23 protein-coding genes are annotated in these 24,346 nt (G+C 70.7%); 15 read left to right on the top strand and 8 right to left on the bottom strand.

Translation table 11 applies throughout. The features are described 5' to 3' along the window. Positions 1-59 precede the first annotated feature (59 nt). On the top strand, positions 60-911 hold the full coding sequence (locus RDCOP1_RS00810) for a tRNA (adenine-N1)-methyltransferase (RefSeq protein WP_072698793.1): 852 nt from the start codon (positions 60-62) through the stop codon (positions 909-911). A gap of 39 nt (positions 912-950) precedes the next feature. Here RDCOP1_RS00810 and RDCOP1_RS00805 read toward each other — a convergent pair whose 3' ends face one another. Next, positions 951-1,442, bottom strand: coding sequence for an MTB12 C-terminal domain-containing protein (locus tag RDCOP1_RS00805; RefSeq protein WP_072698187.1), 492 nt, complete (start codon positions 1,440-1,442; stop codon positions 951-953). A 188-nt stretch (positions 1,443-1,630) separates the two neighbouring features. Between RDCOP1_RS00805 and arc the strand changes: the two genes are divergently transcribed. The 5 genes from arc (at position 1,631) to prcA (ending at position 7,035) form a co-directional block, all read left to right on the top strand. Then, the gene (arc, locus tag RDCOP1_RS00800) at positions 1,631-3,415 is read left to right on the top strand and encodes a proteasome ATPase (RefSeq protein WP_072698186.1); all 1,785 of its coding nucleotides are present in this window, start codon (positions 1,631-1,633) and stop codon (positions 3,413-3,415) included. Between the two features lie 122 nt (positions 3,416-3,537). Beyond that, complete coding sequence (dop, locus tag RDCOP1_RS00795) at positions 3,538-5,031, top strand: depupylase/deamidase Dop (RefSeq protein ID WP_072698185.1); 1,494 nt, start codon at positions 3,538-3,540, stop codon at positions 5,029-5,031. A 152-nt stretch (positions 5,032-5,183) separates the two neighbouring features. Next, positions 5,184-5,375 (top strand): ubiquitin-like protein Pup, encoded by a 192-nt coding sequence (locus tag RDCOP1_RS00790; protein WP_072698184.1) that lies wholly within the window; start codon positions 5,184-5,186, stop codon positions 5,373-5,375. Continuing rightward, positions 5,372-6,226, top strand: a complete 855-nt coding sequence (prcB, locus tag RDCOP1_RS00785) for a proteasome subunit beta (RefSeq protein ID WP_072698183.1) — start codon at positions 5,372-5,374, stop codon at positions 6,224-6,226. Before RDCOP1_RS00790 ends, prcB begins: the two co-directional genes overlap by 4 nt. Further along, the gene (prcA, locus tag RDCOP1_RS00780) at positions 6,223-7,035 is read left to right on the top strand and encodes a proteasome subunit alpha (protein ID WP_072698182.1); all 813 of its coding nucleotides are present in this window, start codon (positions 6,223-6,225) and stop codon (positions 7,033-7,035) included. Before prcB ends, prcA begins: the two co-directional genes overlap by 4 nt. Here the strand turns inward: prcA and RDCOP1_RS00775 are convergent. Continuing rightward, positions 7,020-8,504, bottom strand: a complete 1,485-nt coding sequence (locus RDCOP1_RS00775) for a bifunctional phosphatase PAP2/diacylglycerol kinase family protein (RefSeq protein ID WP_072698181.1) — start codon at positions 8,502-8,504, stop codon at positions 7,020-7,022. The two genes, prcA and RDCOP1_RS00775, sit on opposite strands and share 16 nt — an antisense overlap. A gap of 63 nt (positions 8,505-8,567) precedes the next feature. Between RDCOP1_RS00775 and pafA the strand changes: the two genes are divergently transcribed. The 7 genes from pafA to RDCOP1_RS00740 all read left to right on the top strand — a co-directional run bounded on the left by pafA (position 8,568) and on the right by RDCOP1_RS00740 (position 17,078). Beyond that, positions 8,568-9,926 (top strand): Pup--protein ligase, encoded by a 1,359-nt coding sequence (pafA, locus tag RDCOP1_RS00770; protein WP_072698180.1) that lies wholly within the window; start codon positions 8,568-8,570, stop codon positions 9,924-9,926. Positions 9,927-9,995: 69 nt separating this feature from the next. Further along, a complete protein-coding gene (locus RDCOP1_RS00765; RefSeq protein WP_072698179.1) occupies positions 9,996-10,997 on the top strand; it encodes a helix-turn-helix transcriptional regulator in 1,002 nt (333 codons plus the stop codon). Continuing rightward, the gene (locus RDCOP1_RS00760) at positions 10,994-11,971 is read left to right on the top strand and encodes a helix-turn-helix transcriptional regulator (protein WP_072698178.1); all 978 of its coding nucleotides are present in this window, start codon (positions 10,994-10,996) and stop codon (positions 11,969-11,971) included. Before RDCOP1_RS00765 ends, RDCOP1_RS00760 begins: the two co-directional genes overlap by 4 nt. A gap of 122 nt (positions 11,972-12,093) precedes the next feature. Next, complete coding sequence (gene tatA, locus RDCOP1_RS00755) at positions 12,094-12,363, top strand: Sec-independent protein translocase subunit TatA (RefSeq protein WP_072698177.1); 270 nt, start codon at positions 12,094-12,096, stop codon at positions 12,361-12,363. A 108-nt stretch (positions 12,364-12,471) separates the two neighbouring features. Then, positions 12,472-13,401, top strand: a complete 930-nt coding sequence (tatC, locus tag RDCOP1_RS00750) for a twin-arginine translocase subunit TatC (RefSeq protein ID WP_072698792.1) — start codon at positions 12,472-12,474, stop codon at positions 13,399-13,401. Between the two features lie 35 nt (positions 13,402-13,436). Continuing rightward, complete coding sequence (locus tag RDCOP1_RS00745) at positions 13,437-16,154, top strand: DEAD/DEAH box helicase (protein WP_072698791.1); 2,718 nt, start codon at positions 13,437-13,439, stop codon at positions 16,152-16,154. A gap of 129 nt (positions 16,155-16,283) precedes the next feature. Next, entirely contained in the window at positions 16,284-17,078 is a 795-nt protein-coding gene (locus RDCOP1_RS00740; RefSeq protein WP_072698176.1) for a DUF4333 domain-containing protein, read from the top strand. Between the two features lie 37 nt (positions 17,079-17,115). Here the strand turns inward: RDCOP1_RS00740 and RDCOP1_RS00735 are convergent, their stop codons facing one another. Beyond that, positions 17,116-18,099 carry a 5'-3' exonuclease gene (locus tag RDCOP1_RS00735; protein ID WP_072698175.1) on the bottom strand — a complete coding sequence of 328 codons (984 nt, stop codon included), beginning with the start codon at positions 18,097-18,099 and terminating at the stop codon, positions 17,116-17,118. Positions 18,100-18,134: 35 nt separating this feature from the next. Here RDCOP1_RS00735 and RDCOP1_RS00730 point away from each other — a divergent pair, with 35 nt between their 5' ends. Then, positions 18,135-19,265 carry a M24 family metallopeptidase gene (locus RDCOP1_RS00730; protein ID WP_072698174.1) on the top strand — a complete coding sequence of 377 codons (1,131 nt, stop codon included), beginning with the start codon at positions 18,135-18,137 and terminating at the stop codon, positions 19,263-19,265. 51 nt (positions 19,266-19,316) lie between these two features. On the opposite strand, the gene RDCOP1_RS00725 is transcribed toward RDCOP1_RS00730, so the two are convergent. Then, positions 19,317-19,712: a PPOX class F420-dependent oxidoreductase gene (locus tag RDCOP1_RS00725; RefSeq protein WP_072698173.1), complete on the bottom strand. Its 396-nt coding sequence runs from the start codon at positions 19,710-19,712 to the stop codon at positions 19,317-19,319. A 98-nt stretch (positions 19,713-19,810) separates the two neighbouring features. On the opposite strand from RDCOP1_RS00725, the gene dprE2 reads away from it, so the two are divergent. Further along, positions 19,811-20,557, top strand: coding sequence for a decaprenylphospho-beta-D-erythro-pentofuranosid-2-ulose 2-reductase (dprE2, locus tag RDCOP1_RS00720; protein WP_072698790.1), 747 nt, complete (start codon positions 19,811-19,813; stop codon positions 20,555-20,557). On the opposite strand, the gene RDCOP1_RS00715 is transcribed toward dprE2, so the two are convergent. From RDCOP1_RS00715 to RDCOP1_RS00700, 4 genes are all read right to left on the bottom strand, one after another. After that, positions 20,554-21,057: a nitroreductase/quinone reductase family protein gene (locus RDCOP1_RS00715; RefSeq protein ID WP_197713475.1), complete on the bottom strand. Its 504-nt coding sequence runs from the start codon at positions 21,055-21,057 to the stop codon at positions 20,554-20,556. The genes dprE2 and RDCOP1_RS00715 overlap by 4 nt on opposite strands. A gap of 185 nt (positions 21,058-21,242) precedes the next feature. Next, on the bottom strand, positions 21,243-21,728 hold the full coding sequence (locus RDCOP1_RS00710; protein ID WP_072698172.1) for a VOC family protein: 486 nt from the start codon (positions 21,726-21,728) through the stop codon (positions 21,243-21,245). Positions 21,729-21,969: 241 nt separating this feature from the next. Further along, on the bottom strand, positions 21,970-23,460 hold the full coding sequence (locus RDCOP1_RS00705) for a dihydrolipoyl dehydrogenase family protein (protein ID WP_072698788.1): 1,491 nt from the start codon (positions 23,458-23,460) through the stop codon (positions 21,970-21,972). 84 nt (positions 23,461-23,544) lie between these two features. After that, the gene (locus RDCOP1_RS00700) at positions 23,545-24,315 is read right to left on the bottom strand and encodes a ferredoxin-like domain-containing protein (protein ID WP_072698787.1); all 771 of its coding nucleotides are present in this window, start codon (positions 24,313-24,315) and stop codon (positions 23,545-23,547) included. Between the last annotated feature and the right edge of the window lie 31 nt (positions 24,316-24,346).

Below are 24,346 nucleotides of genomic sequence, written 5' to 3'. Positions count from 1 at the left end.
ACGATGCGGGACCTGCGCGCCGAGGCCGGCGCGGTGAACGGACGAAGGTGGACACGGTGATGGCAGAAGGCGGACTCGGGCGCAGCGGACCCTTCCAGGTGGGGGACCGGGTGCAGTTGACCGACGCCAAGGGCCGGAAGTACACCGTGGTGCTCGAAGAAGGCAAGGAGTTCCACACCCATCGCGGCGGGATCGTGCACGACGCACTGATCGGCGCGGACGAGGGTTCGGTGGTGACCTCGACCAACGGCACCCCGTACCTGGCGTTGCGGCCGCTGCTGGTCGACTACGTGCTGTCGATGCCGCGCGGCGCACAGGTCATCTACCCGAAGGACGCGGCGCAGATCGTGCACGAAGGCGACGTGTTCCCCGGTGCGCGGGTGCTCGAGGCGGGCGCCGGGTCCGGGGCCCTGACGTGTTCGCTGCTGCGGGCGGTCGGCCCGGAGGGCAAGGTGATCTCGTACGAGGTGCGCGAGGACCATGCGGTACACGCGGTGCGCAACGTGGAGACCTTCTTCGGTGATCGGCCCGCGAACTGGGACCTGACGATCGGCGATGTCGCCGACTACGACCTCGAGGCGCACGGTCCGGTAGACCGGGTGGTGCTGGACATGCTCGCGCCGTGGGATGCGCTGCCGGCGGTGGCGAATGCGCTGGTGCCCGGCGGGGTGTTGATCGTGTACGTGGCGACCGTGACGCAGTTGTCGAAGGTGGTCGAGGCGATGCGGGAGCAGACGTGCTGGACCGAACCCCGATCGTGGGAGTCGATCGTGCGCGGCTGGCATGTGGTGGGGCTGGCGGTGCGGCCGGAGCACCGGATGCAGGGACACACCGCGTTCCTGGTGTCGGCACGCAAGCTCGCCGCGGGCACCGTCACCCCGAAGCCGCAGCGCCGGGCCGGCAAGGGCTGACCCTGCGACATCCGGGGGCGGCCGAATCGACGAGACCGGTCAGCTGCAGGTGATGCGGCCCATCTCGAGGATGGAGCAAGCGGCGTCGTCGTCGAGGACCCAGCGGCCGTCGTCGGTGCGGCTGAACTGCAGGGGCATCGGGGCGCCACCGTGCGGTCCGGCCACCTCGGTGGTGGCGGTGACGGTGTCGTCGTCGACGGTGGTGACCTCGCCGACGGTGCCGGTCAGCGGGTAGCCGGCGAGCACGCCGGTGAACTGCTCGAGTTCGGGGAGGTGCTCGGTGCCGTCCTCGACGACCGCTGCGCGGTCCTCGGAGGTGGCGGCGGGATCGAAGAACACGTCCACCGACTCCTGCAGGGCCGCGGCGTCGACCGGCGGGGTGCCGGTGGTCGCGGTCGCGGTGGTGGTGGTGCTGATGGTGCTCGCCGCGTCGGCGGGGGTGGTGTCGGAGTCCGATACGGCGTCGGAGCAGGCGGGCAGCAGGGCCAGGGCGGCCACGGCAACGGCGGCCCACAGGGTACGGGTGGTCACGGGTCGGGTCCTTTCGGGACAATGGGACGAACAGTTAGTTAGGTTAGCCTAAGAGTGGTCCGTGGGGTATCGCCACGGGGGCGTGGTGAGACAACCGACACCTGTTCGGTACCCGACCATTTCGTGTCGTCGTACACATTCGGCGAACGCCCGGTAGCGTGGAATAACCACAGTGGAGGGAGTCGCACATGAACTCACAGAATCCGGATGCGGTTGCGGCGGCACGGGAAATCGAAGAGATGCGCGCGGAGGTAGCCACACTGCGCCGCATGCTCGCCGAACCGTCCGACCGGGTACGCGACCTCGAAGCCCGGCTCGAGTCCCTCACCGTGCGCAACGGCAAGCTGCTCGAGACGCTCAAGGACGCCCGGCAGCAGCTGATCACCCTGCGGGAGGAAGTCGACCGGCTCGGGCAGCCGCCCAGCGGTTACGGGGTGATGCTCGAAACGTACGACGACCACACCGTCGACGTGTTCACCTCGGGCCGCAAGATGCGGGTGGCGGTCTCACCCAACCTCGACCTCGACGAGTTCCGGCCGGGACAGACCGTCCGGCTCAACGAGGCCCTCACCATCGTCGAAGCCGGCGAATTCGAGCGGGTCGGGGAGATCACCACCCTGCGCGAACTGCTCGACGACGGGCGCCGCGCCCTGGTCGTCGGGCACGCCGACGAGGAACGGGTGGTGTGGCTGGCGGCGCCGCTCGCCGCCGCGGCCGCCCGCACCCTCGACCCGGCGTCGACCGTCTCCACCGACGAAACCGACGGCCCGGACAACTTCAAGCTGCGACCCGGCGATTCGCTGCTGGTCGACAGCAAGGCCGGCTACGCGTTCGAACGGGTCCCCAAGGCCGAGGTCGAAGACCTCGTGCTCGAGGAGGTGCCGGACGTCGACTACGGCGACATCGGTGGCCTGGGCCGGCAGATCGAGCAGATCCGTGACGCGGTGGAACTGCCGTTCCTGCACAAGGACCTGTTCCACGAGTACGCGCTGCGACCCCCGAAGGGTGTGCTGCTCTACGGCCCGCCCGGCTGCGGTAAGACGCTCATCGCCAAGGCGGTCGCGAACTCGCTGGCCAAGAAGATCGCCGAGGCCCGCGGGGAGGACTCGAAGGACGCGAAGTCCTTCTTCCTCAACATCAAGGGCCCCGAACTGCTCAACAAGTTCGTCGGGGAAACCGAGCGGCACATCCGGATGATCTTCCAGCGGGCCCGGGAGAAGGCCTCCGAAGGCACCCCGGTGATCGTGTTCTTCGACGAGATGGATTCGATCTTCCGGACCCGCGGGTCGGGGGTGTCCTCCGATGTGGAGACGACCGTCGTGCCGCAGTTGCTCAGCGAGATCGACGGTGTCGAGGGGCTCGAGAACGTCATCGTGATCGGTGCCTCCAACCGCGAGGACATGATCGATCCGGCGATCCTGCGGCCCGGACGCCTCGACGTGAAGATCAAGATCGAGCGGCCGGACGCGGAGGCGGCCCTGGACATCTTCTCGAAGTACCTCACCGAGACGCTGCCGGTGCACGCCGACGACATCGCCGAATTCGGCGGCGACCGTGCCGCCTGCATCCGCGCGATGATCGAACGGGTCGTCGACCGCATGTACGCCGAGTCCGAGGAGAACCGGTTCCTCGAGGTCACCTACGCCAACGGCGACAAGGAAGTCCTGTACTTCAAGGACTTCAACTCGGGTGCGATGATCCAGAACATCGTCGACCGCAGCAAGAAGTACGCGATCAAGTCGGTGCTCGAGACCGGCGCGCCCGGTCTGCGGGTGCAGCATCTGCTCGATTCGATCGTCGACGAGTTCGCCGAGAACGAGGACCTGCCCAACACCACCAATCCGGACGACTGGGCCCGGATCTCGGGGAAGAAGGGCGAACGCATCGTGTACATCCGGACGCTGGTCACCGGCAAGAACGCCAGCGCCAGCCGCGCGATCGACACCGAGTCGAACACCGGCCAGTACCTGTAGTCGCACCCACCCCGTCCGATCCCGGCCCCGGCGCCGGTGCCCGCACCCGTGGCACCGTCCCGGGGCCGGGCCGGTTCGGCGTCCGCACGCCCGCCTCGCGGCCATCGCCTAGGCTCGACGCTATGCAGCGGATCATCGGTATCGAGGTCGAATACGGGATCTCCTCGCCTCACGACCCCACAGCGAACCCGATTCTCACCTCCACCCAGGCGGTGCTCGCCTACGCCGCCGCCGAGGGCGTACCCCGCGCCAAGCGGACCCGGTGGGACTACGAGGTCGAATCGCCCCTTCGCGACGCCCGCGGCTTCGATCTGGGCCGGTTCAACGGCCCCGCCCCGGTGATCGACGCCGACGAGGTCGGTGCCGCCAACATGATCCTCACCAACGGGGCGCGGCTGTACGTCGACCACGCCCACCCCGAATACTCGGCTCCCGAGGTCGCCGACCCGCTCGACGCGGTGATCTGGGACAAGGCCGGCGAACGGGTGATGGAAGCCGCCGCGCGGCACGCGTCGAGTGTCCCCGGCGCCCCGCGGCTGCAGTTGTACAAGAACAACGTCGACGGCAAGGGCGCCTCCTACGGCACCCACGAGAACTACCTGATGGCCCGGCAGACTCCGTTCTCGTCGATCGTGGCAGGCTTGACCCCGTTCTTCGCCTCCCGTCAGGTGATCTGCGGGTCGGGGCGGGTCGGGATCGGGCAGAACGGTGACGAAGCCGGATTCCAGCTGTCCCAGCGATCCGACTACATCGAGGTGGAAGTCGGCCTCGAGACGACCCTCAAGCGCGGCATCATCAACACCCGCGACGAGCCGCACGCCGACGCCGACAAGTATCGACGGCTGCACGTGATCCTCGGCGATGCCAATCTCGCCGAGATGTCGACGTACCTGAAGGTCGGCTCCACGGCGCTGGTGCTCGACCTCATCGAAGCGGGTGTGGACCTGACCGATCTGCAGCTCGCCCGCCCGGTCACCGCGGTGCACCACATCAGTCACGATCCGACCCTGCGCAAGACCGTCGCACTGACCGACGGGCGGGAGCTGACCGGCTTGGCGCTGCAACGGATCTACCACGAACGCGCCGCGCGGTTCCACGACGGCACCGACGACAAGCGGGTCCTCGACATCCTCGACAAGTGGGCGATGGTGCTCGACCTGCTCGAACGCGACCCGATGGAGTGCGCGGACCTGCTGGACTGGCCGGCGAAGCTGCGGCTGCTCGAAGGGTTCCGGCAGCGGGAAAATCTGGCGTGGTCGGCGCCGCGGCTGCACATGGTGGACCTGCAGTACTCGGATGTGCGGCTCGACAAGGGTCTCTACAACCGGCTGGTGGCGCGCGGTTCGATGCAGCGGCTGGTCACCGAACAGCAGGTGCTCGACGCGGTGCACACCCCGCCGTCGGACACCCGGGCGTATTTCCGGGGGGAATGCCTGCGCCGGTTCGGCGCCGACATCGCCGCGGCGAGCTGGGATTCGGTGATTTTCGATCTCGGTGGGGAATCGTTGGTGCGTATCCCGACCCTGGAACCGCTGCGGGGCAGCCGCGCGCACGTCGGGGAACTGCTCGACAGCGCCCAGTCGGCGGCCGAACTGGTCGATCAGCTCACGCACTGAGCAGCGGGGACTCCTGCGGGCGAGGCGAGCCTCGTCGTGTCGTCGCCGCGCAGCGGTGTCGCTCGGTAGGGTAGGGGTCTGAAGTAGCGGTGGCCTCACCGATCGTCGACCGGTGACGGGAATCGCACTGATACAGGAGGAGGTCGGCGGCTATGGCGCAAGAGCAGACCACACGCGGTGGCGGCGGAGACGACGACGAGGGCGTCGGCGACGGCGGTGCCGGTCAGGAACGCCGCGAGAAGCTGGCTTCGGATACCGACGATCTTCTCGACGAGATCGACGATGTGCTCGAGGAGAACGCCGAGGACTTCGTGCGGGCCTATGTGCAGAAGGGTGGCCAGTGACAGCGGACCGGTCGTCGTTTCTCTCCCGCGAGGTGCAGCCCCGGCTGCACCTCGCGTCACCTCTGTCGTCGTTTTCCGACCACCTGCGCATCCACGCGCCGGAGTTGCTGCCGGAGAACCGGTTCCGGTTCGAGGGCGGTGACCGGGTGGACATGGCACCGCACGGCACCACCATCGTCGCGCTGACGTTCGCCGGCGGGGTGCTCATCGCCGGGGATCGGCGCGCGACCATGGGCAACCTGATCGCCTCCCGCGACGTGCAGAAGGTGTTCGTCACCGACTCGTATTCGGCGGCCGGTATCGCCGGCACCGCGGGCCTGGCGATCGAACTGGTGCGGCTGTTCGCGGTCGAACTCGAGCACTACGAGAAGATCGAAGGGGTGCCGCTGACCTTCGACGGCAAGGCCAACCGGCTCTCGTCGATGGTGCGCGGCAACCTCGGAGCGGCCATGCAGGGTCTGGCGGTGGTGCCGCTGCTCGTCGGGTTCGATCTCGATGCCACCGACGCCGCGCAGGCCGGCCGGATCGTGTCCTACGACGTGGTCGGCGGCCGGTACGAGGAACGTGCCGGCTACCACGCGGTGGGGTCGGGATCGTTGTTCGCCCGCTCGTCGCTCAAGAAGTTGTACCGGTCGGATGCGGACGAATCGTCGGCGTTGCGCACCGCGGTCGAAGCGTTGTACGACGCGGCCGACGACGACACCGCCACCGGCGGCCCGGACACCACCCGGGGCATCTATCCGACCGCGGTGGTGATCACCGCCGCGGGCGCGGTGGAGGTGCCGGAGGAAACCTTGTCGACGCTGGCCCGGGCGATCGTGGCCGACCGCACCGCTGGAGGTGAGCAGTGACGCTTCCGTACTATGCGTCCGCCGAGCAGATCATGCGCGATCGCTCGGAACTGGCGCGCAAGGGCATCGCCCGCGGGCGCAGCGTGATCGCGCTGAGCTACGCCGACGGGGTGCTGTTCGTCGCGGAGAACCCGTCGAAGGCGCTGCACAAGATCAGTGAACTGTACGACCGGCTGGGGTTCGCCGCGGTCGGCAAATACAACGAGTTCGAGAGTCTGCGGCGCTCCGGCATCATGCACGCCGACATGCGCGGGTATTCCTACGACCGGCGCGATGTGACCGGGCGGGCGCTGGCGAACGCCTACGCCCAGACCCTCGGGTCGATCTTCACCGATCAGCCCAAGCCCTTCGAGGTGGAGATCTGCGTCGCCGAGGTGGGCCGGGCGGGCAGCGACGAGGCGGCGCAGCTGTACCGGATCACCTACGACGGTTCGATCGTCGACGAACCGCAGTTCGTGGTGATGGGCGGCAACACCGAACCGATCCTCACCGCACTGCGGTCGTCGTACCGTCCCGGCCTGTCGCTCGAGGATGCGGTCGGGGTGGCGGTGCGGGCGCTGCAGCAGCCCCTCGGCAACGATGCGACGCCGCGGAATCTGGGTCGCGGCGAGCTGGAGGTGGCGGTGCTCGAGCAGGCGCGGCCGCGCCGCGCGTTCCGCCGGATCTCGGGGGCCGCGCTCGAGGCGCTGCTCCCGGCCGGCACCGTCGACGGCGCGGAGCCGGACGCACCCGCGACGGGCACCGGCGGGACCGACCCCGACGGGCCGGCTTCCGGCTCGGAGGCCGCCCCCGGTCAGAGCAGCGACTGATCGACCCGGGACCGGTACACCAGCAGCGCGGACGGTAACGCCCGGAAGTCGAAGACGGTCCCGTCGACGGGTGCTTCTCCGTCGACGGCCAGCGCCACCGCGGGCCCGTCGACGCGGACCGACAGCGCGGCATTGTCGTGCTGGCGGTACACCGGCGAGGCGCCCAGGGTTCCGGTGGCGGCGGCGTAGAGCAGCCGCACCCGGGACCAGCGGCGGTCCGCGGACAGGTACCGCACGTCGAGGGTGCCGGTGTCCAGCGCCGCCCGCGACATCGGCACCTGGTCGCGGGGGGTGTACCGGCCGTTGCCGGCGAACAGCAGCCACCAGCTGGTCGGGATGCCGTCGAGCGCGCCTTTCATCGGTTCGGCGGTGCGCAGCACGTCGATCATCGCCAGTGCCGCCGCCGGCCACTTGCCGATACGCGGTTCCCAGCGTTCCCGCAGCCGCACCGCATCGGGATACCCCCCGATGCCGGCGGTGTTGACGAACAGGCGGGTCCCCGTGCCACCGGCCCCGGTCACGGTGACCTCCCCCAGGCCGACGACGGTGGTATACCCGCCGGTCACGGCGCGCATCGTGGCGTCGATGTCGGCGACGCCGAGATCCCGCGCGAAGTGATTGAGGGTGCCGCCGGGGAACACCGCCAGCGGCAGCCGGTGTGCCCGCGCGGCCGCAGCGACGACGGCGACGGTGCCGTCACCGCCGCACACGCCCAGCGCGGCGGGCCGGTGCGCGGCGACGAGGTCGTCGAGTTGGGTGGCCGGGTCGATGTCGATGTCGAGCGTCAGGTGCCGGGCGCTGGGAAGTCCCCGGCGCAGTAGATCGGCGGTCTGGTCGCTGCTGCCGGCACCCGGGTTGATCACCAGCAGCAGTCCGTCCCCGTCGCGGAGGGCGGGCGCGGCGACCTCGGTGCGCACGGCGGCGGGTTCGTCGGCCCGCACCGCCCACCAGCGCCGCGTCGACAATGCCACCGCCACGCCGACGGCCGCCCCGACCACCACGTCGCTGGGCCAGTGCACCCCGGTGTGCACGCGGGAATAAGCCACCGCCGCGGCGAGCGGGGCCAGCGCCGCACCGGCAACCGGGGATTCGAGGGCGACGCCCGTCGCGAACGCCGCAGCGGACGCCGCGTGCCCGGACGGAAACGACGAGGACCGGGGTGTCGGGACGATCCGGCGGGCGAAGTGCGGGGCGGTGCGCGCCGGGGGCCGCCGCCGCGGCAGGAGCGGTTTGAGCACCCCGTTGGCAAGGGTGCTGGCCCCGGCGACCGACAGCAGCCCGCGGACGGCGCCGCGGCGGGCGCGGCCCCCGGCGGCGGCGCACACCGCGGCGCATCCGAGCCACAGCACGCTGTGGTTCGCGGCGCGGCCCAGCTCGCGGAAGAACGGGTCCGCGGGGGAGGGCCGCAGTGCTCCGCTGCGGTGGAACAGGGCCCGGTCGGCGGATCGTCGTCGCTCGCGAAGAGTCACACCTTGCACCGTAGATGTCGTTGCACCCCATGGTGGTCGGACCGTGGCGGTACTGTCGAAGTTGTGCAGCGACGAATCATGGGTATCGAGACGGAATTCGGCGTCACGTGTACCTTTCACGGGCACCGCAGGCTCAGTCCGGACGAGGTGGCCCGCTACCTGTTCCGCCGGGTCGTGTCCTGGGGGCGCAGTTCCAACGTGTTCCTCCGCAACGGCGCACGGTTGTACCTCGATGTCGGGTCGCATCCGGAGTACGCGACCGCCGAGTGCGACAACCTGCTGCAACTCGTCGAACACGACCACGCCGGCGAACGGGTGCTCGAAGAACTGCTCGTCGACGCGGAGCAGCGACTCGCCGAAGAGGGCATCGGCGGCGACATCTACCTGTTCAAGAACAACACCGATTCGGCGGGCAACTCGTACGGCTGTCACGAGAACTTCCTGGTGGCGCGGGTCGGCGAGTTCTCCCGGATCTCCGATGTGCTGCTGCCGTTCCTGGTGACCCGGCAGTTGATCTGCGGCGCCGGCAAGGTGCTGCAGACCCCGAAGGCCGCCACGTTCTGCCTGTCGCAGCGCGCCGAGCACATCTGGGAGGGCGTCTCGTCGGCGACGACCCGGTCCCGTCCCATCATCAACACCCGCGACGAACCGCACGCCGACGCCGAGAAGTACCGGCGGCTGCACGTGATCGTCGGCGACTCCAACATGTCCGAGACCACCACGATGCTCAAGGTGGGGTCGGCGGCGTTGGTCCTCGAAATGATCGAGGCGGGGGTACCGTTCCGCGATTTCGCGCTGGACAACCCGATTCGCGCGATCCGCGAGGTAAGCCACGACCTGACCGGCCGGCGACCGGTGCGACTCGCCGGCGGCCGGCAGGCCAGCGCCCTCGACATCCAGCGTGAATACCATGCGCGGGCGGTGGAGTACCTCGACACCCGCGCTCCGGACCCGTACGTCTCGCAGGTCGTCGATCTGTGGGGGCGGGTGCTCGACGCCGTCGAATCGCAGGATTTCGCGAAGGTCGACACCGAGGTCGACTGGGTGATCAAACGCAAACTGTTCCAGCGCTACCAGGACCGCTACGACATCGAACTGTCCGATCCGAAGATCGCGCAACTGGACCTGGCCTACCACGACATCAAACGCGGCCGCGGCGTGTTCGACCTGCTGCAACGCAAGGGGCTGGCGGCCCGCGCCACCGACGACGAGGCGGTGGAGGCAGCGGTCGACACCCCGCCGCAGACCACCCGCGCGAAACTGCGCGGCGATTTCATCGCCGCCGCGCAGGCCGCGGGCCGCGACTTCACCGTCGACTGGGTGCATCTCAAGCTCAACGACCAGGCGCAGCGCACCGTGCTGTGCAAGGACCCGTTCCGGTCCGTGGACGAACGAGTGGAGCGGCTCATCGCGTCGATGTGAGCCGCCCGTCCGCCGCATCCCGGCCCGTTCCGGGACGGTATGCGGGGTGCGGGGCATTAGGGTTGGGCCGTGGCGATCTCGAAAGTCGAACGGCTGGTCAATCTGGTCATCGCGTTGCTGTCCACCCGGCAGTTCCTCCCGGCCGAGAAGATCCGCACGTCGGTGGCCGGATACTCGGAGTGCGCGAGCGACGAGGCGTTCAGCCGGATGTTCGAGCGCGACAAGAACGAACTACGTGACCTCGGGGTGCCGCTGGAAACCGGGATGCCGTCCCGGTTCTCCACCGTCGAGGGCTACCGCATCAACCGGGACGCCTACGAACTGCCCGACATCGACCTGACCCGTGAGGAAACCGCGGCGGTCGCGGTGGCGTCCGCGCTGTGGGAATCGCCCGAACTGACCTCCGCCGCGCAGGGCGCGTTGCTGAAGCTGCGGGCGGCAGGCGTGCAGGTCGACGTGGACCCCGGGACGGTCGCCCCGATTCCGGCGCGCGCCCGCGGCTCGGAACCGGCCCTGCAGGAACTGCTTGCCGCGATCGACGCGCGACGCGCCGTGCGGTTCTCGCATCGCAGTTCCCCCACCGAACCGTGGACCACCCGCACCGTGGATCCGTGGGGGGTGGTGACCGTGCACGGCCGCTGGTATCTGGTCGGTCACGACCGCGACCGGGTCGCGCCGCGCACGTTCCGGCTCTCCCGCATCGGCGACGATGTCACCGCGATCGGCCCGGCCGGGGCGGTGCAGATCCCGGAGGGGGTGGATCTGCGGGCTCGGGTGCTCGCCGCCACCAGCCAACGTGAGGTTTCCGGGTCGGCGCGGGTATGGGTGGCGGCGGGTAAGGCCTACGAGTTGCGCCGGCTCGGCGAGGAAGTCGAGTCGCGGCAGATCGGGGGACGCGATGGCAGTGTGCTCGAGGTGCCGGTGCGGTCGTGGGAGTGGATCGAACGGATCATCGCCGGGCAGGGCGCCGACGCGCTGGTGCTGGAACCGGCGGAATTGCGGGCCGAGGTGCAACGCATCCTCGGCCGGGTGGTCGGCGACCGGGTCGCCGCGGAGGGGGACGAACGATGAGCGCACGACTGTCGGGTCGGCTGGCGCGGTTGCTGAACCTGGTGCCCTACTTCCAGGCGCACCCGGGGATCAGCGCGGTGGAGGCGGCCCGCGACCTGGGGGTCACCCCGAAACAGATCATGGACGATCTGAACCAGCTGTGGGTGTGCGGGCTGCCCGGCTACGGACCCGGCGACCTGATCGACCTGTCGTTCTCCGAGGACAGCATCGTGGTGACGTTCACCGCCGGCATCGACCGTCCGCTGCGGCTGACCTCCACCGAGGCCACCGCGCTGCTCGTCGCGTTGCGGTCGCTGCTGGAGATGCCCGGGGTGGTCGAGCCTGCCGCGGCGCAGTCGGCGATCGCGAAGATCGAGGCCGCCGCCGGGACCGCCGCGACCGCGGACACCCCCGACGCCGGCCCCGCGGTGACCGAGAATCCCGTCGCGGGGCGGGTGCGGGACGCGGTACGCCGTGGCCGGGCACTGGACCTGACCTACTATTCGGCCTCGCGCGACACCGTCTCCGAACGGGTCGTCGACCCGATCCGCATCGTGCTCATCGACGAACACACCTATCTGCAGGCATGGTGCCGCACCGCCGAGGGGGTGCGGTTGTTCCGGTTCGACCGGATCGACGACGCGACCGTGCTGGACGAGGCAGCGCAACCGCCGCAGCGCGCCCTCACCGGCGACGAGCACCTCGAGTTGTTCGAGGGCGACCCGGCGCTGCCCGCCGCCCGGCTGCGGCTCGACCCCGGCTACACGTGGCTGCTCGACTACTACCCGCTCACCGACGTGGAGGTGTTCCCGGACGGCAGTTGCGAGGCGGTGCTGCGGTACGCGTCGCGGGACTGGATGGTGCGGCTGCTGGTGGGCTTGGGGAGCGGCGTCACGGTGCTCGCCCCCGCCGACCTGGTCTCCGCGGTTCGGTCCCGCGCCGGGGAAGCGCTCGCCGCCTATGCGGCCCTCGACGCCGCGGAACCGCCCGCCTGAATCGACCCGCAGGAAACGATTGTGTGAACCCGGTGCAAACTCCCTGCGGATTCGCTGCTCACGCGAGTCGGCGGGTGCCCGGTCCGGTAGCATCGACACCAGCCGATTTGTGGAGGTTGTAAATGGGTGCAATGAGCCCGTGGCACTGGGCCATCGTCGCGTTGGTCGTCGTGATCCTGTTCGGGTCGAAGAAGCTCCCCGACGCCGCACGCGGCCTCGGTCGTTCGCTGCGCATCTTCAAGAGCGAAGTCAAGGAGATGCAGAACGACGACGCACGCCCGGCCGCTGCCCAGCAGCCGCTGCCGCCCGTGACGCAGGCGCCGCCGGTGGAGCAGACCGTCGTCTCGCCGCAGCAGCAGAACGCCCCTCACAGCGAACCGCGGTCTTACTGACCGCGCTCTACCCTCCGGGACACCCACACGGGTGTCCCGGTTCCGCTGATGCCGAGGGGTGCGGACCCCGAACCCCGGTGGCCATTGTCAGGAGCTGAGAACCGCACCGTGCGCATCCCGTTCGATCCCCGCCGCAGTCGGCGCAAGACCAACCCCGACGGCACCATGTCGCTGGTCGAGCACCTGTACGAACTGCGCACGCGCCTGCTCATCGCAGTCGCGGCGGTGCTCCTCACCAGCATCCTCGGGTTCATCTGGTACAGCCGCGGCGTGTTCGGGCTCGACAGCCTCGGCGAGATCCTGCGCGGCCCGTACTGTGCGCTGCCGCCGTCGTCGCGCGCCGACCTGAGTACCGACGGGGCCTGCCGGTTGCTGGCGACCGGCCCGTTCGAACAGTTCATGCTGCGCCTGAAGGTCGCGATGACCGCCGGAATCGTGATGGCGTGCCCGGTGTGGCTCTACCAGCTGTGGGCGTTCGTCACCCCCGGCCTGTACAGCAAGGAACGGCGCTACGCGATCGGGTTCGTCGTCTCCGGGGCGGTGCTGTTCGTCTCCGGCGCGGTGCTGGCTTACCTCGTGGTCTCGCATGCATTGTCGTTCCTGCTCACCGTCGGTAACGACGTGCAGGTCACCGCGCTGTCCGGCTCCGAGTACTTCGGTTTCATCATCAACCTGCTGGTGATCTTCGGGGTGTCCTTCGAGATCCCGCTGGTGATCGTCGCCCTCAACGCGGTCGGGGTGCTGCCCTACGAGAAGCTCAAGGCGTGGCGCCGCGGCCTGATCATGGCAATGTTCGTCTTCGCCGCGATCGCCACCCCCGGTCAGGACCCGTTCTCCATGATCGCCCTCGCGATGGCGCTGACGCTGCTGCTCGAAGTGGCCATCCAGATCTCCCGGATCACCGACCGGCGTCGCGCGCGCCGCCGTCGCGTGGACGGCTGGGGCGACCTCGACGACGACGAAGGCTCCTCGATCCCCGCACCGGCACCCGTCGAACCGTCCGCCCCGACGCGCCCCGACTACTCCGACACCCTGTGAGCGAGCACCCCCACGTCGAGCCGGCCGTCCCGCAGATGTCCGGCCCCCGGCTCACCGACTTCGCCGCCGCACTCGCCTTCCCGCTCGACCCGTTCCAGCAGGATGCATGCCGCGCCCTCGAGGACGGTCACTCCGTGCTGGTGTGCGCCCCGACCGGCGCCGGCAAGACGGTGGTCGGTGAATTCGCGGTGTACCTGGCGTTGCAGGCCGGCACCAAGTGCTTCTACACCACCCCGATCAAGGCACTGAGCAACCAGAAGTACGCCGATCTGTGCGCCCGGCACGGAAAAGCAGCGGTGGGGCTGCTCACCGGCGACCAGTCGATCAACGCCGACGCACCGGTGGTGGTGATGACCACCGAGGTGCTGCGCAACATGATCTACGCGTCGTCGTCCTCGCTGATCGGGTTGACACACGTGGTGATGGACGAGGTGCATTTCCTCGCCGACCGGTTCCGCGGCGCCGTATGGGAGGAGGTCATCTTGCACCTCCCCGAGGACGTGCGACTGGCGAGCTTGTCCGCGACGGTCTCCAACGCCGAAGAATTCGGGGAATGGATGACCACCGTGCGCGGCGACACCACCGTCGTCGTCGACGAGGTGCGGCCCATCCCGCTGCACCAGCACATGATGGTCGGCCCGCGGATCTACGACCTGTTCGACACCACCGCCGAACCCGCCGACCTGCCCCGGCGGGAACGCCGCCGCGGAATCGTCGTCAACCCGGAACTGCTCGCTGCGGTGCGCCGCCGGCTCACCGCCGACGGCGCGGACCGGTGGCAGGGCCGCGGCGGACGCGGCTTCGGGAGCCGCAACTTCCGGCCGCTGCCCCGGCCCGATGTGATCACCCGCCTCGACCGCGACGGGTTGCTGCCGGCGATCACGTTCGTGTTCAGCCGCGCCGGATGCGACGCCGCGGTGCTGCAGTGCCTGCGCTCCGGGTTGCATCTGACCACCGAGCAGGAAGCCGCCGAGATCGGCCGCATCGTCGACGAGCACACCCGGGAGCTACCGCGCGCCGACCTCGAGGTCCTCGGCTACAGCACGTGGCGCACCGCCCTCGAACGCGGCATCGCCGCGCACCACGCCGGGATGCTGCCGGCGTTCCGGCACACCGTCGAGGAACTGTTCGTGCGCGGACTGGTGCGGGCGGTGTTCGCCACCGAAACCCTCGCGCTGGGCATCAACATGCCGGCCCGATCCGTGGTGCTCGAAAAACTCGTCAAATACAACGGGGAAACACACGCCGAGCTCACCCCCGGTGAATACACCCAGCTCACCGGCCGGGCCGGACGCCGCGGCATCGACATCGAAGGGCACGCGGTGGTGCTGTGGCAACCCGGGGTCGAACCGGCCACGGTCGCCGGGCTCGCCTCCACCCGCACCTTCCCGCTGCGCAGTTCGTTCCGGCCGTCCTACAACATGGCGGTCAATCTCATCGATGCCGTCGGGGTGGAACGCTCCCGCGCCCTGCTCGAGATGTCGTTCGCCCAGTTCCAGGCGGACAAATCGGTGGTCGGCCTGACTCGCGGAATCGAACGCAACGAGGCGACGCTGGCGAAGCTGCGCGACGAACTCGGGGGCGCCGACAGTGAAATCCTCGACTACCTGACGCTCCGGGCGGACCTGACCGCGGCGGAACGCGAACACGAACGCCGCGGCCGGCAGGACCGCCGCCAGGAGGCGGTGGCGTCGCTGGTGGTGCTGCGGCCGGGCGACATCGTCGCCGTACCCGCCGGGAAGCACTCCGGGCTGGCCGTCGTCGTCACCGCCGATCAGGACGCCGTCGACCCGCGCCCGCAGGTCGTCACCCCCGACGGCTGGTCGGGACGGTTGTCGGCGGGGGACTTCCCGGCACCGGCGCAGCTGCTCGGGCGCCTGCGACTACCGCGGCACGTCGACCATCGCACCGGCCGGGGCCGCCGCGACATCGCCTCGGCGCTGCGGTCGAAGGGGCTCTCCGCGCCGCGCCGTCCGAAACGCGGCAAATCCAAAGCTCACAACCGGGAGATCGACGGGTTGCGGCGCCGGTTGCGCAGCCACCCCGCGCACGACCGCCCCGACCTCGAGTCGCTGACGCGGCTCGGGGAGCGGTACCACCGGCTGCTGCGGGAAACGCAGCAGCAGCGGCGCCGCGCGGAGGCGACCACCGATTCACTGGCCCGCACGTTCGAGCGGATCGTGGCGCTGCTGACCGAACGCGGTTATCTCACCGGCGGTGACGATCCGGAGACCACCGACGCCGGTGACCGGCTGGCCCGCGTGTACGCCGAAGCCGACCTGCTGGTCGCGGAGTGTCTGCGACATCGGATCTGGGCGGGATTGTCCCCGGCCGAACTGGCGGCGGTGGCGTCGTCGGTGATCTACGAGTCGCGGACCGACGATGTGATCAGCGTGCGCGGTCCGACCGGCCCGAGCCGCACGGCGCTCGCCGAGACGATCCGGATGTGCGACACGTTGCGCGCCGACGAGGTGCGCCATCGGTTGCCGCCGACCCGCGAACCCGACCTGGGATTCGTCACCGCGGCGTTCACGTGGGCGAACTCCGGGTCGCTCACCGACGCGCTGATCGCCGCCGACACCGCGGGACGGGAGCTGTCGCCCGGCGATTTCGTGCGCTGGTGCCGTCAGCTGATCGACCTGCTCGACCAGGTGCGGACCTGCACCGACGACCCGGAACTGGCCCGCACCGCCGGTCGGGCGGTCGGCGCGATCCGGCGGGGCGTGGTCGCCATCGATCCGACGGCGGAATGAGCCGCGGCCGCGCCCGCCGCGACGCGGCCGGTCCGGAATGTGTGATTTGATACGCGCTGCCGTACCGGTGCCGGGAGATCGGTGGCGCTACGGTGAACCAACCGATGTGACGGGCAGCTGGAGGCGACGATGACCGGGCCGAACGAACCGCAGGACCCGGACGGGCAGCAACCGTCCCGGCCCGCCGACCCGTGGGCGAACCCCGCATCCGGCCGTCCGTGGGAGGCCGCTCCCGACGACCGGGCCTGGGCGCCGCCGCCTCCCTCCGGCTGGGGACAGCAACCCGCACAGCCGAACCCCGGGCCGCCGCCGTGGCAGCAGCCCGGTGGCGCGCAGCCCGGCGCCGCGCAGTGGGGACCGGGCGGGGCCGCACCGCAGCAGCAACAGCAGCCGTGGGGTCCGCCGCCGCAGCAGCCGTCCGCGCCGCAATCCGGCCCGCAGGGCTGGGGACAACCCGCCGGACAACAACCCGGGTGGGGTGCGCCGCAGCAACCCGGCTGGGGGCCGCAGCCCGAGGCTCAGCAGTGGGGTCAGCCCGCGCCGCAACCCGGACAGCCGTGGGGACCACCGTCCGCCGGCGCCCAACCGTGGGGGCAACCCACTCCGCCGCCGGCGAAGTCGAAACTGCCGCTGCTCATCGGCGGGGTGGTGGCGTTGGTGCTCGTCATCGGCGCGGTGATCGCGATCGCGACCCTCGGTGCCAAGACCACCCTCGACGCAGACGCCGCCGAAGCGGGTGTGGCGAAGGTGCTCACCGAGTCGTACGGCGCCGCCGACGTCGGCGACGTGTCCTGCCCGACCGGTCAGGAAGTCGCCGCGGGTAACAGCTTCACGTGCACCGTCACCGTCGACGGCCAGTACCGGTCGGTGACGCTGACCTTCACCGACGACGCCGGCACCTACGAGGTCAGCCGCCCCAACTGACGCAGCCACCACCGGTGGGCGGTGTCACCGCTGCCGGTCATTCCCCGGCGAGCGCCGCGACGAGGGAGGTCACCGGCCGTTCCACACCCCACCGCCGCGCGAGGTCGTCGAGTCGGGTGGCGTCGGCGGGCACCGGCGGCAACGCGTCCGGCCGCGACATCTGCACCTGCGCGTCGGTGGCGACCCGCACCACCGGCAGCGCCGCGTCGAGATAGTCGCCGGCTGCGGCCAGTTTCGCGCGCATCCCCTGCGACAGCCGCGAGGAGTCGTCGGTGACGGCCGCGCGGACCGCCGCGAGCGAGCCGTACTGCAGCAGCAGCCCGGACGCGGTTTTCTCCCCGACGCCCTTGACGCCGGGCAAGCCGTCCGACGGGTCGCCGCGCAGCGCCGCGAGTTCGGCGTAGGCGGCGCCGGCGCGGTCGGCCGGCACCCCGTAACGCTCCGCGACCTCGGCGGGACCGAACAGTTCGGCCTTGGCCAGTCCGCGCCCGACGTACAGCACCCGCACCGGCACCGGGGTGTCGGCGACGACCTGCAGCAGATCCCGATCGCCGCTGACCACGACCACCGGATCGGTGCGTTCCCGGGCGGCGAGGGTGCCGAGCACGTCGTCGGCCTCGAAACCCGCGGCGCCGCCGGTGGCGATCCCCGCGGCCGCGAGCAGGTCGAGGATCACCGGGACCTGCGGCAGCAGCGCCGGGGGAACCTCTTCGACGGTGCCGTCGGATCCGGCCGTCACCCGATGTGCCTTGTAACTGGGGACCGCGGCGACCCGGAACGCCGGGCGCCAGTCCAGGTCCAGGCACACCACCAGCCGGGTCGGGCGGTGCCGGCGGATCAGCGACGCCACCATGTCCACGAACCCGCGGACCGCGTTGACGGGGGTGCCGTCCGGCGCGGTCATCGACTCCGGCAACGCATGGAAGGCGCGGAACCACAGGCTGGCGGCGTCGAGCAGCAGCACCGTCGGCTGGGGGGCGGTCGGCGGCGGGGACGTCTCGGGTGCGGTCACGGACCACATCCTGCCATCCGGTTCGGACCGATACGCTGGGGATCATGACCACCGTCGCTACCCGATTTCCCGCCGCCCGTTACGGAACCCGCCTCGCTCGCGCCGCCGAACTGGGGGCCGCCGCCGGGCTCGACGCGTTGTTGATCACCCCGGGCCCGGACCTGCGGTACCTGATCGGCTCGCGTGCCGAGTCGTTCGAGCGGCTGACCTGCCTGGTGATTCCCACCGACGGATCGCCGGCGACGGTGGTCGTGCCGCGCCTCGAGCTGGCGTCGCTGACCGGCTCGGCGGTCGCCGACCTCGCGCTGCCGGTGCGCGACTGGGTGGACGGACAGGACCCGTATGCGCTGGTCGCCGACCTGGTGCCGGGCGCTAGCACCGTCGCGGTGGCCGAGGCGATGCCGGCGCTGCATCTGGTGCCGCTGGCCGACCGGTTCGGCGCGACCCCGGTGCTGGCAACCCCGGTGATCCGGCAACTGCGCATGCTCAAGGACCCCGACGAGGTCGACGCGTTGCGCCGCGCCGGGGCCGCGATCGACCGTGTCCACGCCCGCATGGGCGAGTGGTTGCGCGCCGGTCGCACCGAAGCGGAGGTCGCCGCGGACATCGGCGCCGCGATTCTCGCCGAAGGGCACACCGAGGCGGCGTTCGTGATCGTGGGGTCGGGTCCGCACGGCGCCGACCCGCACCACGAGGTGTCCGACCGGGTCATCGAACCCGGAGACATCGTGGTGATCGACATCGGTGGGCCCGTGGAGCCGGGCTACAACTCCGATTCCACCCGCACCTACAGCATCGGCGAGCCCGACCCGGAGATTGCCGGCAGGATCGCGGTGCTCGAAGCGGCGCAGCAGGCCGCCGTCGACGCAGTGCGCCCCGGAGTCACCGCCGAAGCGGTGGATGCCGCCGCTCGGGACCTGCTCACCGCGGAAGGGTTCGGGGAGGTGTTCGTGCACCGCACCGGGCACGGCATCGGCCTGTCCGTGCACGAGGAGCCGTACATCGTCGGCGGCAACACCGAGACGCTGCAACCGGGCATGGCCTTCAGCATCGAACCGGGGATCTACTTCCGGGGACAGTGGGGCGCACGCATCGAAGACATCGTGGTGGTCACCGCGGACGGCTGCGAGCCGATGAACCTGCGGCCACACGGGCTGACGGTGCTGCCCGCCTGACCCGATCCCCGCAGTGTTCCGCCGGACGGCCCGCGCCACCCCGCAGGTCGGTCATTCCAGCACCGACCCCATCACCCGCGACACCGCGATCTCCACCACCACCCGGGTCGGGTTCTCCCGCGGCGGCCGGTACCGCTCGGCGTAGCGGGCGACCCCCTCGGCGACGGCGTCGGCGTCGTCGCGGACCCGGGCCGGACCTTCCAGCGTCAGCCACCGACCCCCGTCGACCTGCGACACCGCGCCGTAGCCGCCGCGGGCGGCATTACGGGCCTTCTGCGACCCGGCGTTGGTGATCACCCGCGCCACCTGCGCGTCGGGATCCCAGGTGAACCCGACCGCCACCACGTGCGGTGTGCCGTCGGACCGCAGCGTGGTCAGGGTGCCGAGATGGTATTCGGACAGGAACTGCCGGGCACGGTCGCCGAGCGCATCGGGGGTGTGAACCATGCTCGGCAGCCTAGAGGGCGCGGGACCGCCACGACTCTCCAAGGGCAACCCGGGGCCCGGCGGCACACGTGCTTCCCGATGCCGCGACACTGGCGGACATGAACAGCACACCGGGAACCGTCGTCGTATTCGGAGGCCGCAGCGAGATCGGGGTCGATGTGGCCCGTCGGCTCGCGCCCGGCCGCACCGTGATCCTCGCCGCGCGCCGCGCCGACGACCTCGCCGAGGAACGGAACGCGGTGCGCACCGCGGGTGCCGCCGCGGTCCACACCGCCGAGTTCGACGCCGACGCGCTCGACACCCACCAGCAGGTGCTCGACGACCTGGTGGCCGCGCACGGGCCGATCGGCGTGGCGGTCCTGGCGTTCGGGATCCTCGGCGACCAGACCCGCGCCGAAACCGATGCCGCGCACGCCGTGGCGATCGTGCACACCGACTACGTCGCGCAGGTCGCGTTGTCGACCCGGCTGGCGACGCTGCTGCGCGCGCAGGGCTCGGGCCGAATCGTGGTGTTCTCGTCGGTGGCGGGAGTGCGGGTGCGCCGCGCCAACTACGTCTACGGCTCGGCGAAGGCCGGTTTGGACGGATTCGCGTCGGGCTTGGCGGACGCGTTGCACGGCAGCGGGGTGTCGTTGCTGCTGGTCCGGCCCGGATTCGTGATCGGGCGGATGACCGAGGGGATGAGCCCGGCTCCGTTCTCGAGCACACCGTCGCAGGTCGCGGACGCGGTGGTGCGCGCGCTGGGCCACGGTCGCGGGGAGGTGTGGGTGCCGGGACTGCTGCGCCCGGTGTTCTTCGGGATGCGGTTGCTGCCGCGGGCGATCTGGCGGCGACTGCCACGCTAGGTGGCGGCGTCGACCCGGAACACCGGATACCGGTCGGCGATCCGCTCGAACTCGGCGGTGGCCGCGTGCCGGTCGATCGGGAAATGGGGTCGCGCGCCCGGCGCGAGGTCGAGGTAGCGGCGCAGAATCGGGGCCCGCTCGCCCGGGTCGATTTCTTCGAGGTGCACGGTGTCACTGCCGTGGCGGTGCAGCACGGCCCGGCCGTGCGCAGCGCGCACGTTGCGCACCCAGTTGGCCTCGCCGAGCATCGACACCAGATACCGCCCGCCGTCGTAGTCGGCCACCACCACGGGCAAGGTCACCGGCTGCCCGCTGCGCCGCCCGATCACTTCGAGGGTCATCGCATAACCGGGGGAGAGCAGACCCGCCGCGTACTGGCGGCCCGCGACCCTGTTCATCACGCGGGCCACCGGTCCCGGGCGTCCGCCGCGGTACATCCGGCGGGTGAGCCCGTCGTATCCCCGGATGGCCCTGCGCTTCAACGCCTGGATGGGATTCATCGTCGACCACCGTTCGTGTCGCATCGGCCAGCCCGTGTGCGACGGACTGGTCCACTGTCCCGGGCCCGTGCTGTCGTGACGCTGCGGGGAGTGCCCCCACCGCCTGCGGCACGCAGCCTACCGGCGCGCGGACTGTGTACTCAGCCGAATACGCAAGGTTTGGTGGAGTTTTGCCCGCTGGGCGGTCACTTATCCACCACGGATGCCTGAGCCGCCCATGCGTCGAGCCGGCGCTTCACCTCCTCGGCCGGTACGTCCTCCACGCGGGTCATCACCGCCCAGCGGTGGCCGAACGGGTCGAGCAGCGAGGCGAAGCGGTCACCGGTCACGAACGTCGACGGTTCCTCGAAGACGCGGGCACCGAGGGTGACGGCGCGGGCGAACACGGCGTCGACGTCCGCGCAGTACAGCACATACGAATGGTCCACGTCGGTGGTTCCGGTGGGAGCGCGCAGGGCCATCTCCGGGTTCGGGTCGCTCAGTTGCATTCGGCCGCGGCCGAAGTCGAGTTCGGCATGCATCACAGTGCCGTCGGGTGCGTCCATCCGCTCGATGACACTCGCGCCGAACACATCCCGGTAGAAGTCGATCGCACGGGCTGCACCGTCCACGACGAGGTACGGGGTGAGGGCGGTGTATCCCTCGGGTACGGGGTTCACGTTGTCGGTCATGCATCCACTGTCGGACAGCGGATACCGGTACGTATTGAACAAAACCGACCGATCTCGCCGCCGCGGGCCGGTGGTCGATCAGTCCGGTCGGTAGCGCGTCGCACGAACCCGCTCACCACCTGACCATGGTTCACGGTGCTGCCGATGTCGATCACAGTCGTCTCCGCACCGACCGCTGCTGCTGCGGATGTGCCGTGACGGCCGTGTGCCGCACCGGCAATCGGCCGGAAGTCGTGCCCGCTCAGGAGCGGCGGGCTTCGAGCAGCCGCAGCCACACTTCGCTGACCGTCGGGTACGACGGCACGGCATGCCACACCGTGTCGAGGGGTACGTGCCCGACGAGAGCGACCGTGGCGGCGTGCACGAGTTCGCTCACGTCGGTGCCGACGAACGTCGCGCCGACAAGGGTGTCGGTGGCGCGGTCGACGACCAGCGCGGCGTGGCCGGTGAAGTCGTCACGTGACAGCGCGGCGCCGGCCACATCGATGTCCGCCTCGAGTACCTCGACGTCGAAGCCGTCGGCGTGGGCCTGCTCGGCGGTGCGCCCCACCGCGGCGATCTCCGGGTCGGTGAAGATCACCTGGGGGACCTGATGATGGTCGGCGCTCGCCCGGTAGCGGGCCCCGCCGAGGGGGCGGCCTTCCGCTCGGGCGGCGATAACGTCCCCGCACACCCGGGCCTGGTACTTGCCCATGTGGGTCAGGGCTGCGCGGCCGGCGACATCTCCGACGGCGTAGAGCCAGTCACCGTCCACTCCCTCGACGGTGAGATGGTCGTCGACGGTGATCGCCGCGTCGGACGCCAGCCCGATCGTGTCGAGACCCAGAGTGCTGGTGGTCGGGCGTCGGCCGGTCGCCACCACGATCTCGTCGACCTCGAGGCGGGTGCCGTCGTCGAGTTCGACGGTGACCGGACCGCCGTGGATCCGGCCGATGCCGGTTTCGCGCACGTCGGGGCGCTCGACCTGCCGGATCGCGGCGTGGAGGCGGACCGTGATGCCGTGTGCGCGTAGCGCTTCGGTGACAAGGTCGGCGGCGAACGGTTCGACGCGGGGCAGCAGCCGTGATCCGCGCACCACCATCGTCAACTCCTCCACGCCGAGTTGCCGCAGCCAGGTGGCGGTTTCGCAGGCGACCACCCCGCCGCCGACGACGAGCACCCGGCGCGGGATCTCCAGCAGATTGGTCGCATCGCGGGAAGTCCACGGCAACGCCGCGCGCAGGCCGGGGGTGTCGGGGACGACGGCGACCGTACCGGTGGCGAGAACCACCGCGTGCCGGGCGCGGAGGATGCGGGGCCGGTCCGGGTGGGCGCCGGTGACGGCGACGGTGCGTTCCCCGTCCAGTCGTCCGCGGCCCCGCACCACGTCGATGCCCGCCGAGCGCGCCCAGTCCACCTGTGAGCTGTCGTCCCGGTGACGGGTGAGCCCGTCGCGGCGGGCGAGGACGGCAGGCACGTCCACACCGTGTGCACTGACCTTCTCGCCGACGCCGGGCATGTGCCGCGCCGTCGCGAGCACCTGGCTGGGCCGCAGCAGCGCCTTCGACGGTATGCAGGCCCAATAGGAGCATTCGCCGCCGACGAGTTCGTGTTCCACCAGCGCGACGGTGCGGTCGCTTCCGGCGACGGCGTACTGCGCGGCGTTCTCCCCGGCGGGTCCACCGCCGACCACGATCACGTCGTAGGTGTCGTCGGCGGTCGCGGGCCCGGAGGGACGGTCGGCGCGGGTCACCCGTTTCACGGTAGGCGGCGCACGGAACCGGCGGACCCGTTCGGCGGGATCGACCGGCGGTTCATCCCCCCCGACCGGGAGTGGTCAGTCCAACTCGGAGGAACCGGCGTCGAACACCAATCCCATCGGGGCGAGGACCCGCACGATCTGCTCGGCGGTCCACTCGTCGAGGTCGCACAGCAGCACCGACCGCCACGGCGTGATCACGACGGGTCGTTCCACCGCGGCAAGGAATTCGGCGAGACGCGTGGGCAGCACCCCACCGGGCAGACCACCGGCGAGGGTGACCCCACCGTCGGTCTGGTCGAGCCACCCGATCGGGGCGGGGGGAGGTGAGGGCAACGGCTCCACCGCATCCGGGGCCTCGTCCGGTGGGGTCTCGGCGAGCAGGATTTCGACGGCGGCGTCCGGGTCGATGCGCACTCCCGTGTCGACACCGTCGCGCACCACCGCCATGCGCCCGTCGGGACGGGCGAGCACCGCGAGGTGCGGCGCCAGCGCGACGATGTCGCCGGTGCCGTCGTCGATGCCGTAGATCCGCGCACCGCGGTCGGGGGAGTCGTGCAGCCGCGCGGCGACGGCACGGACGAGCGGACGGATGTCGCAGTGCCCCTCGAGACGTCCGCTCAGCGGTGAAGCGAGCACCCGGGAACGTGTCGGCGCGTCCGCGCTGAGCCCGATCTCGCCGAGCCGCTCGGTGATCTGTTCGGCATCGCCGTGCAGGCGGACCTGCGCGCGGCCGGTCAGGTGCAGCTCGCCGCCACCGTGCGCTTCGGCGAGTTCGGCCAGGGCGCGCAACTGCGCCGCGGTGAGCACGCCACCGGACAAGTGGATTTCGACAGCGGTGTCGGGCATGGTCACAGGCTAGAGCGTCGGGCGGGTGGTG

It is taken from the genome of Rhodococcus coprophilus NBRC 100603, assembly GCF_001895045.1.
Taxonomy (GTDB): domain Bacteria; phylum Actinomycetota; class Actinomycetes; order Mycobacteriales; family Mycobacteriaceae; genus Rhodococcus; species Rhodococcus coprophilus.
The sequence above is the reverse complement of the archived record's forward strand: the minus strand, read 5'-3'. Positions and strand labels throughout refer to the sequence as shown.

Bases quoted from the DNA above. Each gene is read 5' to 3' on its own strand.
- RDCOP1_RS00810 (WP_072698793.1), top strand. From the start codon at position 60: ATGGCAGAAGGCGGACTCGGGCGCAGCGGACCCTTCCAGGTGGGGGAC.
- arc (WP_072698186.1), top strand. From the start codon at position 1,631: ATGAACTCACAGAATCCGGATGCGGTTGCGGCGGCACGGGAAATCGAA.
- dop (WP_072698185.1), top strand. From the start codon at position 3,538: ATGCAGCGGATCATCGGTATCGAGGTCGAATACGGGATCTCCTCGCCT.
- RDCOP1_RS00790 (WP_072698184.1), top strand. From the start codon at position 5,184: ATGGCGCAAGAGCAGACCACACGCGGTGGCGGCGGAGACGACGACGAG.
- RDCOP1_RS00760 (WP_072698178.1), top strand. From the start codon at position 10,994: ATGAGCGCACGACTGTCGGGTCGGCTGGCGCGGTTGCTGAACCTGGTG.
- tatA (WP_072698177.1), top strand. From the start codon at position 12,094: ATGGGTGCAATGAGCCCGTGGCACTGGGCCATCGTCGCGTTGGTCGTC.
- RDCOP1_RS00745 (WP_072698791.1), top strand. From the start codon at position 13,437: ATGTCCGGCCCCCGGCTCACCGACTTCGCCGCCGCACTCGCCTTCCCG.
- RDCOP1_RS00740 (WP_072698176.1), top strand. From the start codon at position 16,284: ATGACCGGGCCGAACGAACCGCAGGACCCGGACGGGCAGCAACCGTCC.
- RDCOP1_RS00735 (WP_072698175.1), bottom strand. From the start codon at position 18,099: ATGTGGTCCGTGACCGCACCCGAGACGTCCCCGCCGCCGACCGCCCCC.
- RDCOP1_RS00730 (WP_072698174.1), top strand. From the start codon at position 18,135: ATGACCACCGTCGCTACCCGATTTCCCGCCGCCCGTTACGGAACCCGC.
- RDCOP1_RS00725 (WP_072698173.1), bottom strand. From the start codon at position 19,712: ATGGTTCACACCCCCGATGCGCTCGGCGACCGTGCCCGGCAGTTCCTG.
- dprE2 (WP_072698790.1), top strand. From the start codon at position 19,811: ATGAACAGCACACCGGGAACCGTCGTCGTATTCGGAGGCCGCAGCGAG.
- RDCOP1_RS00715 (WP_197713475.1), bottom strand. From the start codon at position 21,057: ATGAATCCCATCCAGGCGTTGAAGCGCAGGGCCATCCGGGGATACGAC.
- RDCOP1_RS00710 (WP_072698172.1), bottom strand. From the start codon at position 21,728: ATGACCGACAACGTGAACCCCGTACCCGAGGGATACACCGCCCTCACC.
- RDCOP1_RS00700 (WP_072698787.1), bottom strand. From the start codon at position 24,315: ATGCCCGACACCGCTGTCGAAATCCACTTGTCCGGTGGCGTGCTCACC.